The sequence below is a fragment of the Paraburkholderia sabiae genome, from assembly GCF_030412785.1.
GTDB classification, from domain to species: domain Bacteria; phylum Pseudomonadota; class Gammaproteobacteria; order Burkholderiales; family Burkholderiaceae; genus Paraburkholderia; species Paraburkholderia sabiae.
This window is the reverse complement of the sequence record NZ_CP125295.1, coordinates 1,758,829-1,777,708: the sequence shown is the minus strand read 5'-3', so window position 1 is coordinate 1,777,708 and position 18,880 is coordinate 1,758,829. Positions and strand designations below refer to the sequence as shown.

General features: G+C 62.0%; 19 protein-coding genes. 10 read left to right on the top strand and 9 right to left on the bottom strand.

Annotation, left to right across the window (positions count from 1 at the left end):
- Nucleotides 1-120 precede the first annotated feature (120 nt).
- The 4 genes from QEN71_RS08025 (at nt 121) to QEN71_RS08010 (ending at nt 1,815) form a co-directional block, all read left to right on the top strand.
- Nucleotides 121-375, top strand: coding sequence for a hypothetical protein (locus QEN71_RS08025; protein ID WP_201658511.1), 255 nt, complete (start codon nt 121-123; stop codon nt 373-375).
- Nucleotides 376-642: 267 nt separating this feature from the next.
- Entirely contained in the window at nt 643-1,089 is a 447-nt protein-coding gene (locus QEN71_RS08020; protein WP_201658514.1) for a DUF2778 domain-containing protein, read from the top strand.
- On the top strand, nt 1,086-1,358 hold the full coding sequence (locus QEN71_RS08015) for a hypothetical protein (RefSeq protein ID WP_201658517.1): 273 nt from the start codon (nt 1,086-1,088) through the stop codon (nt 1,356-1,358). Before QEN71_RS08020 ends, QEN71_RS08015 begins: the two co-directional genes overlap by 4 nt.
- Nucleotides 1,348-1,815 carry an Hcp family type VI secretion system effector gene (locus QEN71_RS08010; protein WP_201658520.1) on the top strand — a complete coding sequence of 156 codons (468 nt, stop codon included), beginning with the start codon at nt 1,348-1,350 and terminating at the stop codon, nt 1,813-1,815. Before QEN71_RS08015 ends, QEN71_RS08010 begins: the two co-directional genes overlap by 11 nt.
- A gap of 140 nt (nt 1,816-1,955) precedes the next feature.
- Here the strand turns inward: QEN71_RS08010 and zwf are convergent, their stop codons facing one another.
- The 3 genes from zwf to lhpH form a co-directional block, all read right to left on the bottom strand.
- Nucleotides 1,956-3,440 (bottom strand): glucose-6-phosphate dehydrogenase, encoded by a 1,485-nt coding sequence (gene zwf / locus QEN71_RS08005; RefSeq protein ID WP_201658523.1) that lies wholly within the window; start codon nt 3,438-3,440, stop codon nt 1,956-1,958.
- Nucleotides 3,441-3,653: 213 nt separating this feature from the next.
- Nucleotides 3,654-4,571, bottom strand: coding sequence for a bifunctional Delta(1)-pyrroline-2-carboxylate/Delta(1)-piperideine-2-carboxylate reductase (gene lhpI, locus QEN71_RS08000; protein ID WP_201658526.1), 918 nt, complete (start codon nt 4,569-4,571; stop codon nt 3,654-3,656).
- Nucleotides 4,572-4,594: 23 nt separating this feature from the next.
- Complete coding sequence (gene lhpH / locus QEN71_RS07995) at nt 4,595-5,602, bottom strand: trans-3-hydroxy-L-proline dehydratase (RefSeq protein ID WP_201658529.1); 1,008 nt, start codon at nt 5,600-5,602, stop codon at nt 4,595-4,597.
- 193 nt (nt 5,603-5,795) lie between these two features.
- Between lhpH and QEN71_RS07990 the strand changes: the two genes are divergently transcribed.
- Entirely contained in the window at nt 5,796-6,536 is a 741-nt protein-coding gene (locus QEN71_RS07990; protein WP_201658728.1) for a FadR/GntR family transcriptional regulator, read from the top strand.
- A 721-nt stretch (nt 6,537-7,257) separates the two neighbouring features.
- On the opposite strand, the gene QEN71_RS07985 is transcribed toward QEN71_RS07990, so the two are convergent.
- Entirely contained in the window at nt 7,258-8,598 is a 1,341-nt protein-coding gene (locus QEN71_RS07985; protein ID WP_201658532.1) for an NAD(P)/FAD-dependent oxidoreductase, read from the bottom strand.
- 458 nt (nt 8,599-9,056) lie between these two features.
- Between QEN71_RS07985 and QEN71_RS07980 the strand changes: the two genes are divergently transcribed.
- Nucleotides 9,057-9,911: a helix-turn-helix domain-containing protein gene (locus QEN71_RS07980; protein WP_201658535.1), complete on the top strand. Its 855-nt coding sequence runs from the start codon at nt 9,057-9,059 to the stop codon at nt 9,909-9,911.
- 31 nt (nt 9,912-9,942) lie between these two features.
- Here QEN71_RS07980 and QEN71_RS07975 read toward each other — a convergent pair whose 3' ends face one another.
- The gene (locus QEN71_RS07975; RefSeq protein WP_201658538.1) at nt 9,943-11,796 is read right to left on the bottom strand and encodes an ATP-binding response regulator; all 1,854 of its coding nucleotides are present in this window, start codon (nt 11,794-11,796) and stop codon (nt 9,943-9,945) included.
- The gene (locus QEN71_RS07970; RefSeq protein ID WP_201658541.1) at nt 11,766-12,290 is read right to left on the bottom strand and encodes a molybdopterin-dependent oxidoreductase; all 525 of its coding nucleotides are present in this window, start codon (nt 12,288-12,290) and stop codon (nt 11,766-11,768) included. Before QEN71_RS07970 ends, QEN71_RS07975 begins: the two co-directional genes overlap by 31 nt.
- A gap of 206 nt (nt 12,291-12,496) precedes the next feature.
- Here QEN71_RS07970 and QEN71_RS07965 point away from each other — a divergent pair, with 206 nt between their 5' ends.
- Nucleotides 12,497-13,444 (top strand): phosphoribosyltransferase, encoded by a 948-nt coding sequence (locus tag QEN71_RS07965; RefSeq protein ID WP_201658544.1) that lies wholly within the window; start codon nt 12,497-12,499, stop codon nt 13,442-13,444.
- A 38-nt stretch (nt 13,445-13,482) separates the two neighbouring features.
- Here the strand turns inward: QEN71_RS07965 and QEN71_RS07960 are convergent, their stop codons facing one another.
- Entirely contained in the window at nt 13,483-15,156 is a 1,674-nt protein-coding gene (locus QEN71_RS07960) for an ATP-binding domain-containing protein (protein ID WP_201658547.1), read from the bottom strand.
- Nucleotides 15,157-15,314: 158 nt separating this feature from the next.
- Here QEN71_RS07960 and QEN71_RS07955 point away from each other — a divergent pair, with 158 nt between their 5' ends.
- From QEN71_RS07955 to QEN71_RS07945, 3 genes are read left to right on the top strand one after another with little or no spacing between them, the layout of a single operon-like run.
- Nucleotides 15,315-15,941 carry a glutathione S-transferase family protein gene (locus QEN71_RS07955; RefSeq protein WP_201658550.1) on the top strand — a complete coding sequence of 209 codons (627 nt, stop codon included), beginning with the start codon at nt 15,315-15,317 and terminating at the stop codon, nt 15,939-15,941.
- Nucleotides 15,942-15,945: 4 nt separating this feature from the next.
- Nucleotides 15,946-16,572, top strand: coding sequence for a glutathione binding-like protein (locus tag QEN71_RS07950; RefSeq protein ID WP_201658553.1), 627 nt, complete (start codon nt 15,946-15,948; stop codon nt 16,570-16,572).
- A gap of 54 nt (nt 16,573-16,626) precedes the next feature.
- A complete protein-coding gene (locus tag QEN71_RS07945; RefSeq protein ID WP_201658556.1) occupies nt 16,627-17,208 on the top strand; it encodes a Fur family transcriptional regulator in 582 nt (193 codons plus the stop codon).
- A 41-nt stretch (nt 17,209-17,249) separates the two neighbouring features.
- On the opposite strand, the gene QEN71_RS07940 is transcribed toward QEN71_RS07945, so the two are convergent.
- Complete coding sequence (locus QEN71_RS07940) at nt 17,250-17,714, bottom strand: response regulator (RefSeq protein ID WP_201658559.1); 465 nt, start codon at nt 17,712-17,714, stop codon at nt 17,250-17,252.
- Nucleotides 17,715-18,108: 394 nt separating this feature from the next.
- Nucleotides 18,109-18,837, bottom strand: coding sequence for a TetR/AcrR family transcriptional regulator (locus QEN71_RS07935; protein ID WP_233472075.1), 729 nt, complete (start codon nt 18,835-18,837; stop codon nt 18,109-18,111).
- Nucleotides 18,838-18,880 lie beyond the last annotated feature (43 nt).

Genomic DNA, 18,880 nt, shown 5'->3' with positions numbered 1-18,880 from the left:
GCGAATATTGTTCTAGCTTACCCAATTTGGTGGACAGGCAGAGCGCTGAAGGGTATTGGTGATCGTTAGATAAGCAGACTCGTTATATCCATTCATCGATACACCAATGATGAACCCGACATGCCGTCTAGCTATAAGTGGTTTCTCAATGCGATCGCGGCGCTCTGCCTGACGCTTTGTCTCATCCCGCTGGCGGGCCGCATCGTATTTTCGAATTCTTTGAGCGATGCCGTTTTCACTATAGCGGCATCAGTACGCATCTATGGCGACGAAGACGTGGACTCGTTCTCCATCGAACTTTCTGTTGCCATTTCATCTGTGCTCGCGCTAATTTCCGTGCGAGCGATCAATCTGATCATCAAAAAGCCTTCTTGAAATAGAGCGCGCAGCTCTTTAATTGCAGGAACGCCTCTCGACTTGCAACAATAGATCCTGCGTGCAGTCGCCATCGCTCCCAAGTTCCGGGGGGCGAATCCACCCTTTACCCTTTTTCACAACTGCACGATTCCGCGCTGGAACAATCCTCTGCGTCGTACCGCGACTTCGAGTGATCGCGTCCATTCGCGATCGCGCCAATACCGATTCAAGTCAAGGGAGGAGAGATTGCCTGTTGCGTGCACGTTTCTACTTAACCGTAAGACGATGTCCATACTGCATTGTGAAAACATAGGTGACTTCGCAGCATTTTCAGGTAACGACGGATGGGCGAAAAACAATCCTGATGCCGCGGCGGTTCCGAAGGTTGGCCCGCTACCTCCCGGCCGCTACTACATTGTGGATCGAGGTTCGGGCGGCATTTTCACGCACATAAAGGATTCCATAATGGATTTCTGGAGCGACACGGAAAGAGCTAAATGGTTTGCTCTGTATCGTGATGACGATGAGATAGATGACTGGACCTTTGTGGATGGTGTCAGACGCGGAAACTTTCGACTCCATCCGCACGGTAGACAGAATCTGAGTGAGGGCTGCGTCACACTGGCCGACCCGGTAGGATTCTACAGGCTGAGAGACCGGCTAATTCATTCGTCTCGCATGGCAATTCCGGGCGGAAAGGGTTTTGCATACGGAACAGTGGTTGTCCGATGAGCATCAAGAAAATTTCTGCAAATGCTGTAGCCGTGGCAATCGTGTTCTTTGTGCTTTCTTTCCCCATCAGCCGAATCGTCTTTACGGACGAATTCAATTCATTTTTGAACAACGCATTGCTCAGGCTCGGCATTACCTACGAAACCGAACCCGGAGATTCAATAGTCGACGCATTTCTAATTTTGTCCCTTCTTTCATCAGTGACGACCGTCTGGTTAGGCAATTCCCTAATCAAGCTCTTACGCAGGAAACGCTCAAATGTCGAATGACACCTTCATAAAGATCGATGGAATTTCAGGCGAATCAGAAGATGCTACCCATCCCGACGAAATCCAGATAACGAACTGGGGATGGAAAATGTCGCAGCAGTCATCCATGATGTCCGGCTCCGGAGGCGGGGCGGCCAAGGCTACCGTCGAAGACCTCGTATTTTTCCACGAAGTTGACCGGGCAAGTCCAAACCTAATGTCATATTGCCTGACCGGAAAACATATTCCCAAGGTCGTACTGACCATGCGTAAGGCAGGTGGCGTTCCGCTTGATTTTCTGCGAATCACCATGAATGACGTTGTCATCACCGGTGTAGAAATGTCCGCGAGCTACGAACAAGTTCGCTTGTCATTTGCAAGCGTCAGGCAGGAGTATCTGTTGCAGAATGCCCAAGGCGGAAGCAGGGGCGTAATAACAGGGACATTCGATATCAAGCAAAACGCACCCGGCCGTTAGTGTCGCTGTTACGCGCAGCAACTATCTCGCAGAGGAGAACGCACGCGGCTGAAAGTCTTAATCGTTGCGAGCGTCAGCCGCGTCTCCTTGCCCTTGAAACCCAGCCTGTCGCCGGCTTCAAGGGCTCTATCGAGCTTCTCTTACGACTCCTCGGACCAAACCATATTCTCCCTCGCCATCATCGCAGTCGAAGCCCCAGGCCCAAACGTCCCTGCGGTGTATCCACGCGGCTTATCCCCATTCCGCTTCCACGCCTCGATAATCGGATCGACCCAAGTCCAGGCCGCTTCCAGTTCATCGCGACGCATGAAGTGCGTAAGCCTGCCGCGCACGACATCGATCAACAGCCGCTCATAAGCTTCCGCGCGACGACTCGTGAACGCCTGCTCCAGATCGAGATTCAGATTCACAGGCAGCGTGCGCATTCCACTACCCGGCTCTTTCGCCAGCATCTGCAACTGAATCGATTCGTTAGGCTGCAACTGGATCACCAACCGATTACCGCAATTACGCGGCCCACAAGGACTATTCGGCATGATCGAAAACGGCAGATCCGCGAATTCGATCACGATCTCCGACAGCTTCTTCGCCATCCGCTTGCCCGTGCGCAGATAGAACGGCACATTCGCCCAGCGCCAGTTGTTGATATGCGCGCGCAGCGCGACGAACGTTTCCGCGCGGCTATCGGGCGGCACGTTCGCCTCTTCCAGATAACCCTTCACCGGCTCGCCGCCGACAGCACCCGCCGTGTACTGCCCGCGCACCGTATCGCGCGAAATGTCTTCCGCCGTCATCGGACGCAGCGAACGCAGCACCTTCAGCTTTTCGTCGCGCACGGCATCGGCATCGAGCGATACAGGCGGCTCCATCGCGACGATGCACAACAGCTGCAACAAGTGGTTCTGCACCATGTCGCGCATCGCGCCCGTGTGATCGTAGAAGCCCGCGCGCGTGCCCACGCCCACCGACTCCGCCACCGTGATCTGCACGCTGCGAATATACGGCGCCTGCCACAGCGGCCCGAAAATCGCATTGCCGAAGCGCAGCACCATCAGGTTCTGCACCGTCTCCTTGCCGAGGTAATGGTCGATACGATAAATCTGATGCTCGGAGAAATGCTTGCCGACGGAATCGTTGATCGCTTGCGCCGATTGCAGATCGTGACCGAGCGGCTTCTCCAGCACGACGCGCGAAAATTCGTCGAGCAGACCATGCGACGAGAGGTTGTCGCAGATCGTCGTGAACAGTTCCGGCGACGTCGACAGATAGAACACACGCAGCGCATTCTGACGCGATGCTTCGGCAAGACGCTCATAGTCGCCGGCCTGGTCGACATCGACGCGCACGTATTCGAACAGCGACAGAAAGCGGTCCCATGCGGCCGAATCGAACGCATTCGTTTCGATAAACGGACGGCTCTGCTCTTCCATCCATTTCAGATAATCGTCACGCTGCCATTCGCGGCGGCCAATGGCGAGAATACGCGTCTCGGCGGGCAGGTTGCCGTGCGTGTGCGCCATGTACAGCGCGGGCAGCAGCTTGCGGGCTGACAGGTCGCCGGCGCCGCCGAAAATGATCATGTCGAGCGGGCGTTCCGGCGAAGCGGGAGCAGTGGAAGTCGTCATAGCGCGGTCGCAAAAATGAACTGCTGGGAGAAACACAAGCCGGCTCAGGCCACCCTTTCAGGCAGCGCTTACATCGTCCGGTTTGCGCGAGACGACTATGTTGCAACGTTTTCCGTTTGTTTGCACGCTTGCTGACGTGACACGGCACGGACGTTCGTTTCGATTCTTCCCTCGCAATGCGAGCGGCCTGCAGGACGACAACGGGATGAAAGCTCAGCCCACGCCCAACGCCGCGCGCGCGACGCGCCCCGCCGCCAGATCCCACGCCGCGCAGCCGACCGTCTTGAAGACGATGGGTTGATCGACAGCCGGCTTGTCCGCGAGCGCATCCTTGATGCCCGTCACCGTCGACCAGTCGATGCCCGCCTGAATGAAATCGCCCGCCTCATGCTTCGCGCCCGCCAGATCGTCGACATACAGCGCGCTGCCCGCGAGCGTGCGCACGCCGATCTCGCACATCTGCGGCGTGAATGCACCGACGCCGATCACGAGCCGATCCGCGCGCGGCGCTTCGTCGTAGACGGCCTGGCGGCTCGTCGTCAGCGTGATGACGGTATCGACGGAATCGGGAATCGTCGTGTCATTTAAAGGCTCTAGCGAGCGCACGTTGCCGCGATGCGCGTCGCAGAAAGCCTGTGTGCGCGCCGCCGATCTACCCTGCACACGAACACGCGCATCCGGATACAGCTCGCCGATTGCCTGCACATGGCTCGCCGCCTGCGTGCCCGCGCCGATCAGCAGAATGTCCTGCGGCACCGCGCGCGACAGCGTCTCGATGCCGAGCATCGTCATTGCGGCCGTGCGGCGTCCCGTGACGGTCGGGCCATCGAGAATGAACAGCGTCTTGCCCGTGTCGGGATCGAAGGCCATCACCTGGCCGTGGATCGTCGGCAGCGCGCGCTCGCCGTTGCGCGGACACACGTTGACAAGCTTGTGGATCGCGAGATCTTTGGCGGCGGCGGGCATCGACAGCATGATGCCGTTGTCGTTCAGCGGCACGACGAGCCGCTCGGGGCTCGCGACGTGACCGGCGGCGTAATCGGCGGCCGCTGTCTTCAGTGCATCGACGAGCGGGCGAAACGGAATCAGTTGCGCCGTGCCCGCGGCGTCGAAAATCGGCGTGCTGCTCATCTTGAGGCTTCTCCCTTGCGCGTTCAGCGCACCAGAAAACCGTAGGTCAGCGGATCGCGTTCATCGACGATCCAGTTCGCGAAACCGCAAATATGCGCGTCGCCTTCGATCTCGGGAATCACGGCATCGAAGCGGTCGAGCTTCGTCTCGGACAGCACGCGTCCGCGAAACACCGTGCCGATGATCGATTCGTTGACGAGCGTCTCGTCCTTGCCCAACTGGCCGCGCAGATAGAGTTGCGCGACGCGCCCGGCCGTGCCGGAACCTGTCGGCGAGCGGTCGACTTCGCGATCGGCGAACACGCAGCAGTTGGCTTGCGTCGAGCCGGCGTGGCGTGGCGCGTTATCGATGATCGTGCCGTAGATGTGGTTGATCTCGGGAATGTGCGGGTGCTGGACCTTGAACGCTTCGTTCGCGGCGCGCTTCACTTCGGCGCCGAACTGGATCAGGCGATCGACATGCGACTCGCGCACGTCGAGTCCGAACGGTTCGCCCGACGTGTAGAAATAGAACGCGCCGCCGAACGCGATATCGCCGCGCACGGTGCCGAAGCTCGGCGTTTCGACGCTCACGTCGCGCTGCCAGATGAACGACGGCACGTTGACGAAGCGCACGCTGCCCGCGTGATCGCCGTCCCATTTGACGAACGCTTCGATGAAGCCGCACGGCGCATCGATGCCGACGCGCGTTTCAGGCTCCGTGCGCTCGACCCAGCCGAGCGCGACGGCCGTCGTCGCGAGCGCGATCACGCCGTGGCCGCAGTGGTCGCTATAGCCTTCGTTGTGGACGAAGATGATGCCGAAGTCCGCGCCTTCCGAGACGGGATCGGTCAGATAGCCGCCGTACATGTCGGCGTGACCGCGCGGCTCCAGCATCAGCGCGCGGCGCAGATGATCGGCGTGTTCCTTGAGCCATGCACGCCGCTCGACGATGGACTTGCCCGGAATTTTCGGCAGCCCGCTCGTGACGATACGGAACGGCTCGCCGCCCGTGTGCACTTCTACCGTACTGATCACGCGGTTCAGCTTCATGATGCGTTCGCTCCTCGCGCGGATTGGGATCGCGGTTGCGCCTGTCGCAGTTCGGCCATGTTGTCTCGCTCCATCGTCTTTGTTCTATACTGGACAGAAATGTAGACCAGCTTTGGTTTGCAGGCAACCAGATCAAAAATTTTCTGTGTCGACTGGTTCGAATCCGGCTCACATCACGCACTTGCCCATCGCTATGGCCTCGACTTCATTTGCACTGGAACGCGCGTTTCGCCCGAAGCAGATTTACGAGCAGGTTGCCGAGCGCATGCGTGGCGATATCCGCAGCGGGCAGTTCGCGCCCGAAGCGCGGCTGCCGTCGGAACGCGAGCTGGCGGCACGCTTCGGCGTCGGGCGGCCGGCTGTGCGCGAGGCGTTGGGCGCATTGCAGAACGAAGGCCTCGTCGTTACGCGGCGCAATTCCGGCACGTACGTGTGCGCGGATGCGTTGCAGCGCTTGTCGGCGGTGTCTGCCGATGCGCATCTGCCGGACTGTGATGCGGACATCAGTCCCACTTCGGCGCTCGATGTGCGTCTGATCCTGGAACCCGCGATCGCGCGGCGCGCGGCTATGCATGCGCAGCGCGATGAGCTCGCGGAGCATTACCTCGCGCAGATGGATTCGATCGATGATGTTTCGGATGCCGGGCAGCGCGCGCTATGGAATGACAGCGACCGGCTGTTTCATCGGCAGCTTGCTGTGATGACGGGGGATGCGCTGCTCGTGAAGATCGCCGATGAAGTCGCTAAAGCGATGGATCAGCCTCTGTGGAAGCGGCTCAAGGATGATGGGATTCATGATCCTGGGCGGATCAGGCTTTATGTTTCTGAACATCGCCTGATTTATGAGGCTATCGTTGAGGGTGATGCTGACGCGGCTGCTTTTTATGTTCAGCAGCACATCATGAGGGTGCGGCGGGATATTGCGCCTAAGTAGGTTTTTTTGTCTGCGACGCTAGTCGCCATGCTTTGCTTTTTTTGTTTTTGGCTTTTGGCTTTTGGCTTTTGGCTTTTGGCTTTTGGCTTTTGGCTTTTGCCTTTTGGCTGGCATCCGCGAATTCGTATCCGTACTTCAGGCGTTGCCCCTGTGCGGGGCGGCACCTACTTTTCTTTGCAGCGGCAAAGAAAAGTAGGCAAAAGAAAGCCGCTTTTGTACCTCCGGTGCCCGCCAGGTTCGCGCTTCAGCATGCCGCAGTTGAGCCGTCGCGCAGCGACGTCCGCACTCCGTAGAAAGCCCGCAGTCCAGCGCGCACGGCGCGAAAAGCCCACACAGTCTGGAGCACATACCGCCGCAATCAGACCGAGGGCAAGTGCAAAAAACGTGCTGACCGAATGTGCCCCAGGTGGATGTCATCTTTCGCGCCGCGCGCGCCTGACTGCGGGCTTTCTACGGCGTGTTTGCGTCGCTGCGCGACAGCTCAAACACCGTGTGCCGTGGCGTTATCCTGGCGGGCACCGGAGGTTTGAAGCGGCTTTCTTTTGCCTACTTTTCTTTGCCGCTGCAAAGAAAAGTAGGTGCCGCCCCGCACAGGGGCAACGCATGAAGCACCGATACGAAATCGCGGATGCCAACCAAAAGATAAAAGGCAAAAGCCAAAAACAAAAACCAAAAGCGAAAAGACCAGAATGGCGACTAGCGTCGCAGACAAAAAAACCACTTACAACATACTCCGCGGCCTCTGCATAGTCCCATCAAAAAACCGCTGCAGCCGAAAGGCAGAAAGCTCGAGAGAAGGCCCACCATCATCGATCCACTCGGCCATAAGCCGCCCAACGACTGGCCCCATGGCAAACCCATGCCCACAAAACCCGGTAGCGATTAGCAGACCAGGAATCTGAGAAGGCGCATCAAGCACAGGAATCCCATCGGGCAGCACATCAATCAACCCAGCCCAAGACTCAACAATCCGCGCGTCCTTAAGCGCAGGAAACAACGCATGCAACTTCTGCAAAGCACGCGGCGCATGCCCGCGATTGGGCTGCGGATTCGGATCCCGAGGATGCAAAACACGCTCGCCAGCAGGCACGACACCCGGCAACCGGTCCCGCAGATCGCGAAACATCGCTCCGTTCAGATGGAAGCTGAACTTCTCGCGCTGCGTCCACAGCTCAGGCAAAAACCACTTCAACGCACGGAAGTGCCCCAACGTCATATCGACATCGACCTGCATATCATCGGCGAGATTGATCGCGCCATTCGCCCGCTGACGAATGCCGAGCCCATGCCCCCAGAACGTCGAAGCAGTAACAGCCGGCAAAGGATTCGTCCGCATGCACGTGCCGCGCACCGCCTGCTGCGGCAACGCAATGCCGAGCGTGTCGAGCAGCCGCCAGCTGGTCGCGCCCGCCGCGACGATCACCCGCTGCGTGCGGATCGTGCCGCGCTCGGTGACGACGCCCGTCACCGCACCCGCCGCCCGCTCGATGCCCACCACGCCGCAGCCCTCGAAGAATCGCGCGCCCCCTTCCACGGCGCGCGCCGCGAACGCGGCCGCCGCGCGGCGCGGTTCGGCCTGGCCGTCGCTCGGCGTGTACAGGCCGCCCAGCGCCTTGCCTTGCATGCCCCGCACATGCTGGTCGATCTGCGACCGATCGAGCGTGCGCGTGTCCAATCCGTACTGTTTCGCAACGTCCAGCCATTGCTGGAACGATGCCCAGTCCTCGTCGTTGTCCGCGACGTACAGACAGCCGCCCTGCCGCCACTCGAGATCGAAATTCAGCTCGCTTTCCAGCTGCTCCCAGATACGCATGCCCGCCATCATCAGCGGCACCTCGGCGGCTTCGCGGCCTTGCTGCCGCACGAAACCCCACGCGCGCGTCGACTGCTGGCCCGCGATACGCGACTTGTCGAGCACCACCGCCTTCACGCCGCGGCGCGCGAGGTAATACGCCGCCGCGCAACCCATGATGCCCGCGCCCGCGATGACGACGTCGGCTTGATCGGGAAACGGCGTGTCGGCCGGACTCAGATTGGCGTGCAGCGGATAAGTGGTCGTCATCGGAAGCGAAAAATGGCGCAACGAGGCAGGTAGCAAGGGACTGCATCTTCTCAAGCCCATCCGCGCGCCGCAATCCCGGCCAAAAAACGTCCGGGCGTCGCATTTGCTCATCCCTGCACCGTTGCGCAGCATCAGTCGGCCAGTCGTTCCACAGCCGAAATCGCGCGTTTACTCTCTTGCGTCATTCGTTTTGCATACATTTCGCCGTTAAAATAGAAAGGTTACGCATGAATCGGACATGCCCTCGTTCGCAACGGGCGATCGAACTCATTAAAATCGGCAGATTCGTCGAACGCACTCGATCATGCGGACACGGCGCGACACCAGGCGCGCCTGAAGTCTTGCGGTACAGTTGCTGACCCGCGAGGACAGCGTCCTTCCGGCGTGCCGCGTGGCAACGCGCTGCGGCCACGAGGTCTCGTCATATACAACTACTTACATCGACACACACTTCGCGCATGTCCAACGAAGCCACCTCAACCGATTCGCTAGCCGTCGCCGAACGCGTGCGCGAGTTGATGAGCCGTCACGGCATCGGCAAGCGTCAGCAGACCAGCGAGCTTTGCCGGATCCTCGATTTGAGTTTTTCGCAAGGCCACCGGAAGCTGCGCGGCAACAGTCCGTGGACGCTCTCGCAGATCAAGAAAGTCGCCGAGGTGTTCGGCGAACCGGCCGCGCAGCTGTTCGGCGCGCAATCGCTCGACCCCGGCATGGTGGGCGCCACCGCGCAGGAGGCCGTGTTCGCGGTCGGCTCGATCGAACTGGCGTGCACCGCGTGGATCGGCGCGCCGATCGAGGCGGGCAGCCGGCCTGAGTTCATCGCGTGGTCGAAGCTCGATCAGTGGCGCGTCGTGCGTCACGACGGCGCGCTCTATCAGAACGCGCACGAAGTCCACAAGATCGAGATTTATCCGCGCCGCGCCGAAACCGACAAGCCGCTGATCGCCGTCGTCGACGACGACCAGTCGTCCGCCGACAACCTGCGCGACTATCTGGAACGCAGCGGCTTCGCGGCCGTCGCGATCTACGGGCTCGCCGCGTTCGCGGAAACGTTGCAGACGCAGGTGTTCGACGGCGTCGTGATCGACTGGCTGTTCGGGCCGCAGACGTCGGCGGAAGCGATTCGCGCGGTACGCGCGTCGGAGAACCCGGACGCGCCCATTTTCGTGCTGACGGGCGAACTGCTGACGGGCAAGGCGAGCGAGTCGGAGATCAGCGACATCGTGCGCAACTACGACGTCGCGTGCTACGAAAAACCGGCGCGCATGGCGATTCTCGTCGCCGAACTGTCGAAGCGTTTGAGCCGCGCGTAAGCGCTGGCGGGCCTCCGTCGATAAACGCCGGTCAGCCCGCCACCGACGCCCCGTGCCGCGCCGCCAGCGCGCGCTGCACGGCAACGCGCAGCACTTCGTAGTGGACGGGCTTCGTCAGGCTGTCGAAGAACAGATCGGCTTCGGCGCGCTGCGTGCCGTCCGGCGCATAAGCGCTCACGGCGATCACGGGCGTGCGCGTGTCGGCGGGTTGCCCTTCCGTCTTCTCGTTGTATTCGGCCATGAACGCATAGCCGTCCTTGTCCGGCATATGCAGGTCGAGCAGCACCAGATCGCAGCGCCGCGCTGCGAGCCAGGCGTGCGCGTCGTCGGCCTTGGCGACGGCGGCGGCATCGCAGCCCATGTGCGCGAGCATTTCGCACAGCGACTCGCGGATCAGCTGGTTGTCGTCGACGATCAGCACCTGCGGGCGTCCTTCGCCGCGCGTCGCTTGCGGCGCGGCGGCAGCCCCGGCGGGCGCGGCGACGGATGTCACAGGAATCGTCACCGCGAAGCGCGTGCCCTTGCCTACCTCGCTGTCGACATCGATCGTCCCGCCGAACAGATCGACCAGACCCTGCACGATCGCGAGCCCCATCCCCGCGCCCTCGAAGCGCCGCGATCGCGACGAGTCGAGTTGCGTGAATTCCTTGAAGATCAGCGGAATCTGCTTGTTGGGCACGCCCGCACCCGTGTCGGTGACGACCACCGTCAGCGCGTCGTCGCGCTGTTCGAAATGCAGCGTGACCCTGCCGCGCTCCGTATAGCGGATGCCATTGGTCACGAGGTTGTTGACGATCTGACGGACGCGATGCGGATCGGAATCGACGAGGCCGATGCGCCCGCTCGCGCTGCCTTCGAAGGCAAGACCCTTCGCGCGCGCCGCCGGTTCGTTTTCGTCGACGATCGACACCAGAAGCTCGCGCGGATCGAAATGCTCGTTGCGCAATTCGAGCTTGCCCGCGCCGAGACGCGCGTAGTCGGTCAGATCCTTCATCTGCGCTTCGAGGTGGCGCGCGGCCGTTTCCAGCCGCTGGATCACCTTGCGGTCCGCGTCGGAATGGAAGTTGAAGCCGAGCAGTTCGATCGACGAAACGATCGCGTGCAGCGGCGTGCGCAGCTCGTGGCTGATCATGCCGAGGAACGCGTCCTTTGCGAGACTCGCCTCGCGCGCGGCGCGGCTCGCCTGATGCTCGGCGTCGAGCGCGGCGTGCTGCTGGAGAATCAGCTTTGTGCGGCGCCGGCCGTTCATCACCAGCAGCGCGGTCGCCGCCGCCGACAGCAACAGCAGCACCAGCCCGCCCGCGAACAGCATCCGCCGCTTCGCGATGAAGTCGGTGTTCATCGCCTCGCGATCCTGCAGATCGACGTTGCGACGGCTCTGGGCGAGGTCGTTGACTTCCTTCCAGTGCTTGCGCAGTTCCTCGACCATCTGCGAGGCGAGCGCGGGCGTCGTCGGCAGAGCGTCGAGCGACGGCTGCAATGCAACCAGCATCGCCGACAGTCCCGCGAGTTCCTCCTGCTGGCGTTGCACCGATTCCGCCTGCGCGGCAAGACGTTGCGTCGAGCCCGCCATCACGCGCAGCTTCGATTGCAGCACCTGGAAATGCAGCGTGAGCCGCGGATAGTCGCTATCGACGCCCGTCTGGTACAGCAAAAGCTGGCTTTCGAGCCGCGCATAGGCGATCTGCAACTGCGCGGCGTCCCAGTAGAAGCCGTCGTAGGTGCCCGTCACCTGCTGGGTCGCGCGGGGATTGAGGAGCGTCGAGTAGAGCAGATAGCTGATCGCCGTAATCGGCGCCGCGAGCGCGGCGATCCAGATGACGACGAGTACGACGCGGCGCAGCGGGCGCCGTCCTATTTGACGATGAGAGCCTTGATCTGCCATACGAATTTCGCGTCCGCCGACGCCCCCGCCAGTTCGCCGGGAAACTGGTCGCGCGGATAGATGAGAAACAGCGGCCCGAAGTCGCTGACCTGCAGGCGCTTGCCGTTCATGCTGTACGCGACGATCACGCCATAGCGGCCCGAGTCCGACACGGGAACGGTGTACGTGTAGTCGTCCAGCGTATGGATTTCGATCTGATCGCCGTACGCGCCCACGGTCTTGAGGATATCCGCGAGCAGCGGCCCCGTGAAGGTCGATTTGGCCGTCCAGGTCGTCGACGTCGAAATGTTATGAGCGGGCAGCGCGAGCAGATCTGCCTCGGAAAAATGAAAGACGGTGTGATCGGCGTCGTTGGTCTTCGAAATCTTGCCCTTCACGTCGAGCGCGAGCGTCGTCGCGAACGGCGCGGCGGCCGCTTCGAACGAAGCGAAAGCCAGCGCCAGCACGGACATCAGCGCCAGCACGCGCAACCATCCGTTCTTCTTGTGGTGCACTTTCAGGTCCCTCTTCTTGTGGTCTTGTTGTCAATGGTGCCGGCATTGTGCCTGACAACGCCGTCAGACAATAACGACAGCGCACCGGGACATGCCCCGACACAGAATCTTTACATGGCGTGCATAATATCGGCTCCATCTCAAAAAAAGCCGTTTCGCCGACGCGCGTCCATCCGGCACATCACACTGCGCAACATCCGTCCGTCATGAAAAAGCCGGTTCTACCGTTGACCTACGAACAGCTCGACCACTGGATCGACTCGTTGCAGCCCGCGCTGCTCGAAGAGCGCTTCGCCGCCGCCGTCGGCATTCTACGGGGCGGCGCGCCGCTCGCGTTGATGGCGTCGCACGCGATCGGCGTCCCCGTCGCGTTTCTCAGCTACGACCGTCGGGCGCGCCATGTCACGTGGGATTCGGCGCAACCGCTGCCGTCGCCGGGCTCGAAAGTGCTGTTGTGCGAAGACATCGCGGGGCGCGGTTTCACGCTGGTCGACTGCATCGCGTTTCTCGAACAGCACGGCCTGATCGTCAAGACGCTGACGGGCGCCTACGACGAAATCAGCCGCATCCGCCCCGACTACGCAAACGACGCCTCGGGCTTTTTCGCGCTGTTTCCGTGGGAGCGGCAAGCCTACACGGACGACTATCGCGAGGACTGGCTGAAAGTCGAGGCCGGTTCCACCGAGAAAATGGCGGATGACCACGAATACGCGACGTACGCGATCGATCTGGACGGCATCCTGCTGCCCGACGTGCCGCTGTCACGGTATGACGAAGATCTCGCCGCCGCTTTGAACGAGCGCGACGCGCTGCTGCCGTACGAAGTGCTGCCCGACGTCGATCTGCAGAAGGTGCGCGCGGTGATCACGGGCCGGCCTCACGCCGATCTCCAGCGCACGCGCGCGTGGCTGGAACGTCACGGCTTCGGCCATCTGGAACTGGTGATGCGCACGCCCGACACGCACGACGAAACGCCCGAAGGCGCCGCCGCGCACAAGGCGGCCGCGGCACTGCGCTGCGGCGTCACGCACTTCATCGAAAGCGATCCCGTGCAGGCGCTCTATATCGCGAAGCTCGCGCCGCTGCTGCGCGTGATCTGGTGGGACGCGCTCAAGCACAAGGGCACGCTCCTCAGCGCGTCGGCCTGGCACTGAGGCTTCACGACGCTTTACGACGCTTTTGCGGCGGCGCGCTACGCCGCCTGTTCCTTCCCTTCGCCCAGTTGCAGATGCCGCGCGGCGCGCTGCGAAGCGACCACGATCAGCTTCATCGTCGCGCGCGTCGCACCGACGAACAGCTTGCGCGCGTTGCGCTCGTCGAACGCGTCGAAATCCACTTCGCTCAGGATCACGCACGGCGCCGACTGCCCCTTGAAGCGGTAGATCGAATCGAGCAGCACGTCGCCTTCCCGATACGCGGGATTGCCGAACAGATCGTATTTGCCCGTGAAGCTGCGCAGCCGGTGCGGGCCAAGATGATCGAGCGGCCACAGCACCGAGCCTTCGCGTCCGCGAAACGACAGCACCGCGATGTCCTGCTTCCGAAAACCAAGCGCGAGCGCGTGGGTGATCGCGCGCTTGGTCGCGTCGATACAGCTGTCGGGCGTCTGGGTTTCGTCGTAGGTCGACAGCGAAATATCGGAGCCGTCGAACGGACCGCCCGCCGACAGACTGCCCGCCAGCGGCACCGTCGCGCCGACCACGTTGCGCAGGTAGTCGAGGATGTCGCGCGGACTGCGATAGTTGGTCGATTCGCGCAGCACCGTCCAGCCCGGCAGCGCGACGGGTTCGCGCATGTACAGGTTCTGCAGCGGGTCTTCGAGCCACCACCACGCGCCGCCCGGCTTCAGCAGCCGTTCGAGCGAAGCCACCCAAGGCTGCTGGAAATCCTGCCCTTCGTCGACGATCAGCACGTCGTACTGCCAGCGCTCGTCGATCGGCGTCGCGGCGAACGCGCTTTCGAGCTGCGCAAACACGTCGTTGCTCTGAAAGTCCGGCGCGCTGCCGCTTTCGCGCACGATCCAGTCGCATAGCTGGTGATAGTTCGCGATCTTCGCTTCCGGCGGCGCGACGCGCGCGATGTGATCGGCGAGCGGCCGGTTGAAGCACACGTACAGCGGCCGCTCGCCGCGCGCGACGGCGTCTTTCATCACCTGCACGGCCAGCTGCGTCTTGCCGGAACCTGCCGTTCCGATCACGCGCAGCCGGAACGGCGAGAATTCGAGCCGGCGCGCCCACGTCGCCAGCCCGCCCGCGAGCCGCGTGACGAGCGTGCCCGCCTGACCGACGAGCGCGCTCGTGTCGGGCGCGAGCGCGAGTTCGTCAGCGAGAAAATGGTGGATCTTCGACGCGCACGCGAGACGCGGCTCGTCGGCGGGCAGCGCTTCGCGGATGATGTCGATCATCTGGTCCTTGCGTTTTGCATCGACGATGCGCGCCGGGTTCACGCCCGCAATCGCCGTGTCCCGAACGACATGATCCGGGCAATACAGCAACTCTTCGATGAAATACGTGCCCGCGCCGAACTCCGCCGTGAAGCGCCGGTGCAGCCCTTCGATCGTGCGCGCCAAAGCAATCGCGACGTTGCGCTCGGTCTGCATGTAGACCTTGACGAGCCCTTTCGGCGTTTCGCGCAGGAAGCCGGTTTTCTGCTCGACGATCATCACGCGCCCCGACGGACTCACGATGACGAAGTCGGCCTCGCCGAACACCGAAAACCCTTCGTGCAGCCGCGTCCAGTGCACGCCGTGATAGACGGTGTAGTCGCGCGGCAGCGCCTCTTCGAACAGCGCCAGCGTTTCGCGCTCGCGCGCGGCGGCGCCCGTGGTGGCGAGACTCTTCCAGTCGTCGGGGACAATGCGGGCCATGCGCGCCTCGTCAAATTGGGGTGCGCCCATTGTACGCAACGCCCGTAGGGGCTTTTGCCGCTAAAGGAAAGAAAAACCCGCTTCGTGTATCGTGGGTGGTTGAACGCCGCGCGAGGCGCGGCTTGCCAACGTAGTGAGAAGAGGAAGAGGATTACCGGATGATTACAGTTTGGGGACGCGCAAACTCGGTCAACGTGCAGAAAGTCCTGTGGGTATGCGACGAACTGGTCCTACCCTACAACCGCATCGACGCCGGCCTGCAGTTCGGCCGCAACGACGAGCCCGAATATCTCGAGATGAACCCGACAGGCAAGGTGCCGACGCTCGTCGACGGCGACTACGTGCTGTGGGAATCGAACTCGATCCTGCGCTATCTGGCGATGCAGTACGGCGCATCCAGCCTGCTCTACCCTGAGGAACCGAAGGCGCGCGCCAGCATCGACCGCTGGCTCGACTGGTCGCTGACCACGCTGCAGCCCGCCGAGCGCCCCGTGTTCTGGGCCATCGTGCGCACGCCGGCGGAGCAGCGCGATAACGTGAAGCTCGCCGCCGACATCGAGAACGTCGCAATGCTGTGGAAGATGCTCGACGCACAGCTGCAAGGGCGCTTCTTTATCGAAGGCGAGAAGTTCACGCTCGCCGATGTCGTGCTCGGCGCGTATGCGAAGCGCTGGTTCGGGCTGCCGGGCGTCGATCGTCCGTCACTGCCCAATCTGGAACGCTGGTATCTGCGGCTCGCCACCCGCTCGGGCTTCAAGCAATACATCGACTTCGATCTGACCTGACATCATGACCATCTCGCTTTACGCATGGGGCACGCCGAACGGTCGCAAGATCAGCGTCGCGCTCGAGGAAATGGAACTGCCGTACGTCGTGCGGCCGATCAACATCACGAAGGACGAGCAGTTCGATCCCGACTTCCTCGCGATCAGCCCGAACAACAAGATTCCCGCGATCGTCGATCCCGCCGGGCCGGACGGCCAGCCGATCAGCGTGTTCGAATCGGGCGCGATCCTGCTGTATCTCGGCGAGAAAACGGGCAAATTTCTGCCGAAGAGCCTGCGTGACCGCGTGCCTGTGCTCGAATGGCTGATGTGGCAGATGGGCGGTTTCGGACCGATGCCGGGCCAGGTGCATCACTTCGCGGCGCTCGCATCCGAGGACGACAAACGCTACGGCCTGAAGCGCTTTTCGACGGAAACGCGGCGGCTGTATTCGGTGCTCGATGCGCGGCTCGGCAAGACGGAGTACGTGGCGGGTGAGCTGTCGATTGCAGACTTCGCGATTCTCGGCTGGGCGTGGCGGCACGAGCGCCATAAGGTCGATCTCGCCGAGTATCCGAACGTGAAGCGCTGGTACGAGACGCTGTTCGAACGTCCCGGCGTGAAGCGCGGCTTCGACGCGAAGCTCGACTGACGCGCCTCGCTTGCCGGCGGGCTATCCAGGCGGGATGAACCGTATAATCAGCGGATGAAAAACGCCAAGCCAACTGCTGCCGCCGCCTCCGCTGCACGGGAAGATGCGCATCACGCGCATGCCGCGGGTCATGACCATTCGCATGAGCACGACCCGCATCATGACAATGCACACGGCACGCCCGCTTCCCCCGAAGCGGCGCTCGCGCTGGCCGAAGAATATTGCCGCGAACGCGGCGAAAAACTCACGCCGATCCGCCGCAAGGTGCTGGAGCTTCTGCTGACGTCGGGCCGCGCCACCAAGGCGTATTCGCTGCTCGACGACATGCGCCAGATTCACCCCGGCTCCGCGCCGCCCACCGTGTATCGCGCGCTCGACTTTCTGCTGTCGGCGGGACTCGTGCACAAGATCGAGTCGATCAACGCGTTCGCCGTCTGCCACGATCTGACGCAATGCCAGCACGGCATTCTCGTCGTGTGCCAGCAATGCGGGAACGTCACCGAACTGCATCAGCCGGCGCTGCGCGAGGCGCTCGTCGCGCAAATCGAAAACGCGGGATACCGGCTCGCCGGCGACGGAATCGAGCTGAAAGGACTGTGTTCCGCGTGCCAGGCGGCGCAAGCCGCCGGCAGCTGAATTGCCCGCAAAGAACCGACAAAAGCGCCGCGCTTCGAGCGTCAGGTCAAACCGGCGGCGCGCGCGCCTATCGCATCGTGCAACAGCGTCACCAGCGCCTCGGGCGGCGCCGGCTTCGTCATGAAATGCTGGAATCCTTCGCCGATGCTGCGCAGCCGGTAGGCTTCATCGGTATGGCCCGTGAGGGCCACTGCGACCGAAGGGGAATGATCGCCGCGAATCTCGTGATCCCGCACGCGTTGAATCAGATAAAAGCCGTCCATCGCGGGCAGATCGAGATCGCAGACGACGGCGTCGGGCAACGCCCGCACAGCCGCTTCGACACCCTCTTCCGCATCCGCCACGGCGATGACGTTCGCCCCTTCCGATTCGAGCAGAATCTTCAACGATTCCCTGTTTTGCGGGTCGTCTTCAACGAGCACGATCGTGGCCTGATCGAGCCTCAATACTCCGTTCATCTTGATGTTATTGCTTGAAAATCTGGTTATGCATTCTGACGTGGTCATGATTTAACGCTTGATGTACCGCGCCAGCACCGGCAGCGGAAAACAGTTCAACGTTTCTACTCTCGTATGCACGTTCTTACCAACGGATGACGGACGCGCTGTTCGTCCACCCATCTACCCTGTTTCGCGAATTCGTCACTGCGCGCGCGGTTGCGCGGCGCATGTCCACAACTCGGAGCGCGGCGCATGTCCACAACTCGGACTCGATTTTACCCGTCGAGTTGCACGTCACTGTGCGCTTGTCCGCTTCGGCATACACGTTGACGCCCAATGGCACCGCGCCATCTTGACGATGGCGCAAGGCGCTTGCGTGACCGTCCGAAGGCAGACTTGCGAAACGCATAGCATGAAGCACAATGCGTGCCGCCTGGACGAGATTTTGCCGGAGGTAGCCTCAGGTGCGTGCGACGCCATGCGTCAGCAGCGCAACGGCATGACGCGCGATATCGGCGGCTGTGAGCTTGCGGCGTGCCGGATCGTTGCGCCACATCGACGACGTGGCGAGCGGCAGAATCGTCAGACCGATCACCGACAGAAACACCAGCGACGGCTCCAGTGCCGCGTTGATCTTGCCGTCCTTCTGCCATTGCTCGATGTACGCGATGCCGCTCTTCTGGTTCGCGTCGCCGAAACGTTCGTGCATGCGCTGCTTGAGCAGGCCGCCTTCGCTGATCACTTCGCGGATCCACAGCGACGGGAACCACGGATAGTCGCCCGCCACCTCGACGAGCCGTTCAGCGAGCAGCGTGATGGCCGCGACGGGATCGTCGGGATGCGCCTGAAACGAACCGCTGAGCCGCGCGCGCAACGGCAGAAAACGCTCGTCGATCAGCACGTCGAGCAGCTGGTCGCGCGTCTTGAAGTAGTAATGCATCATCGCGGGCGTGAAACCGGCCTCGCGCGCGACCTGCCCGAGCGTCGTATCGACGATGCCCTGCCGCGCGAACAGCGCGAGCGCCGCGTCCAGCAAACGGGCGCGCTGTTCCGGGCCGCGCCCGCTGCCGGACGGCCGGCCTGGCCTGCGGGCGACGGATGCCACGGGCGGCTCTACCGCTGCGTCACCGTCGCCAGTCTGCGACACACGCTCCATCTGACCCGAATCCCCTGCTGCTTTCCTTGCCATGACCTGTATTTGACGAACACTGGAATAAGGCATATATTAATCT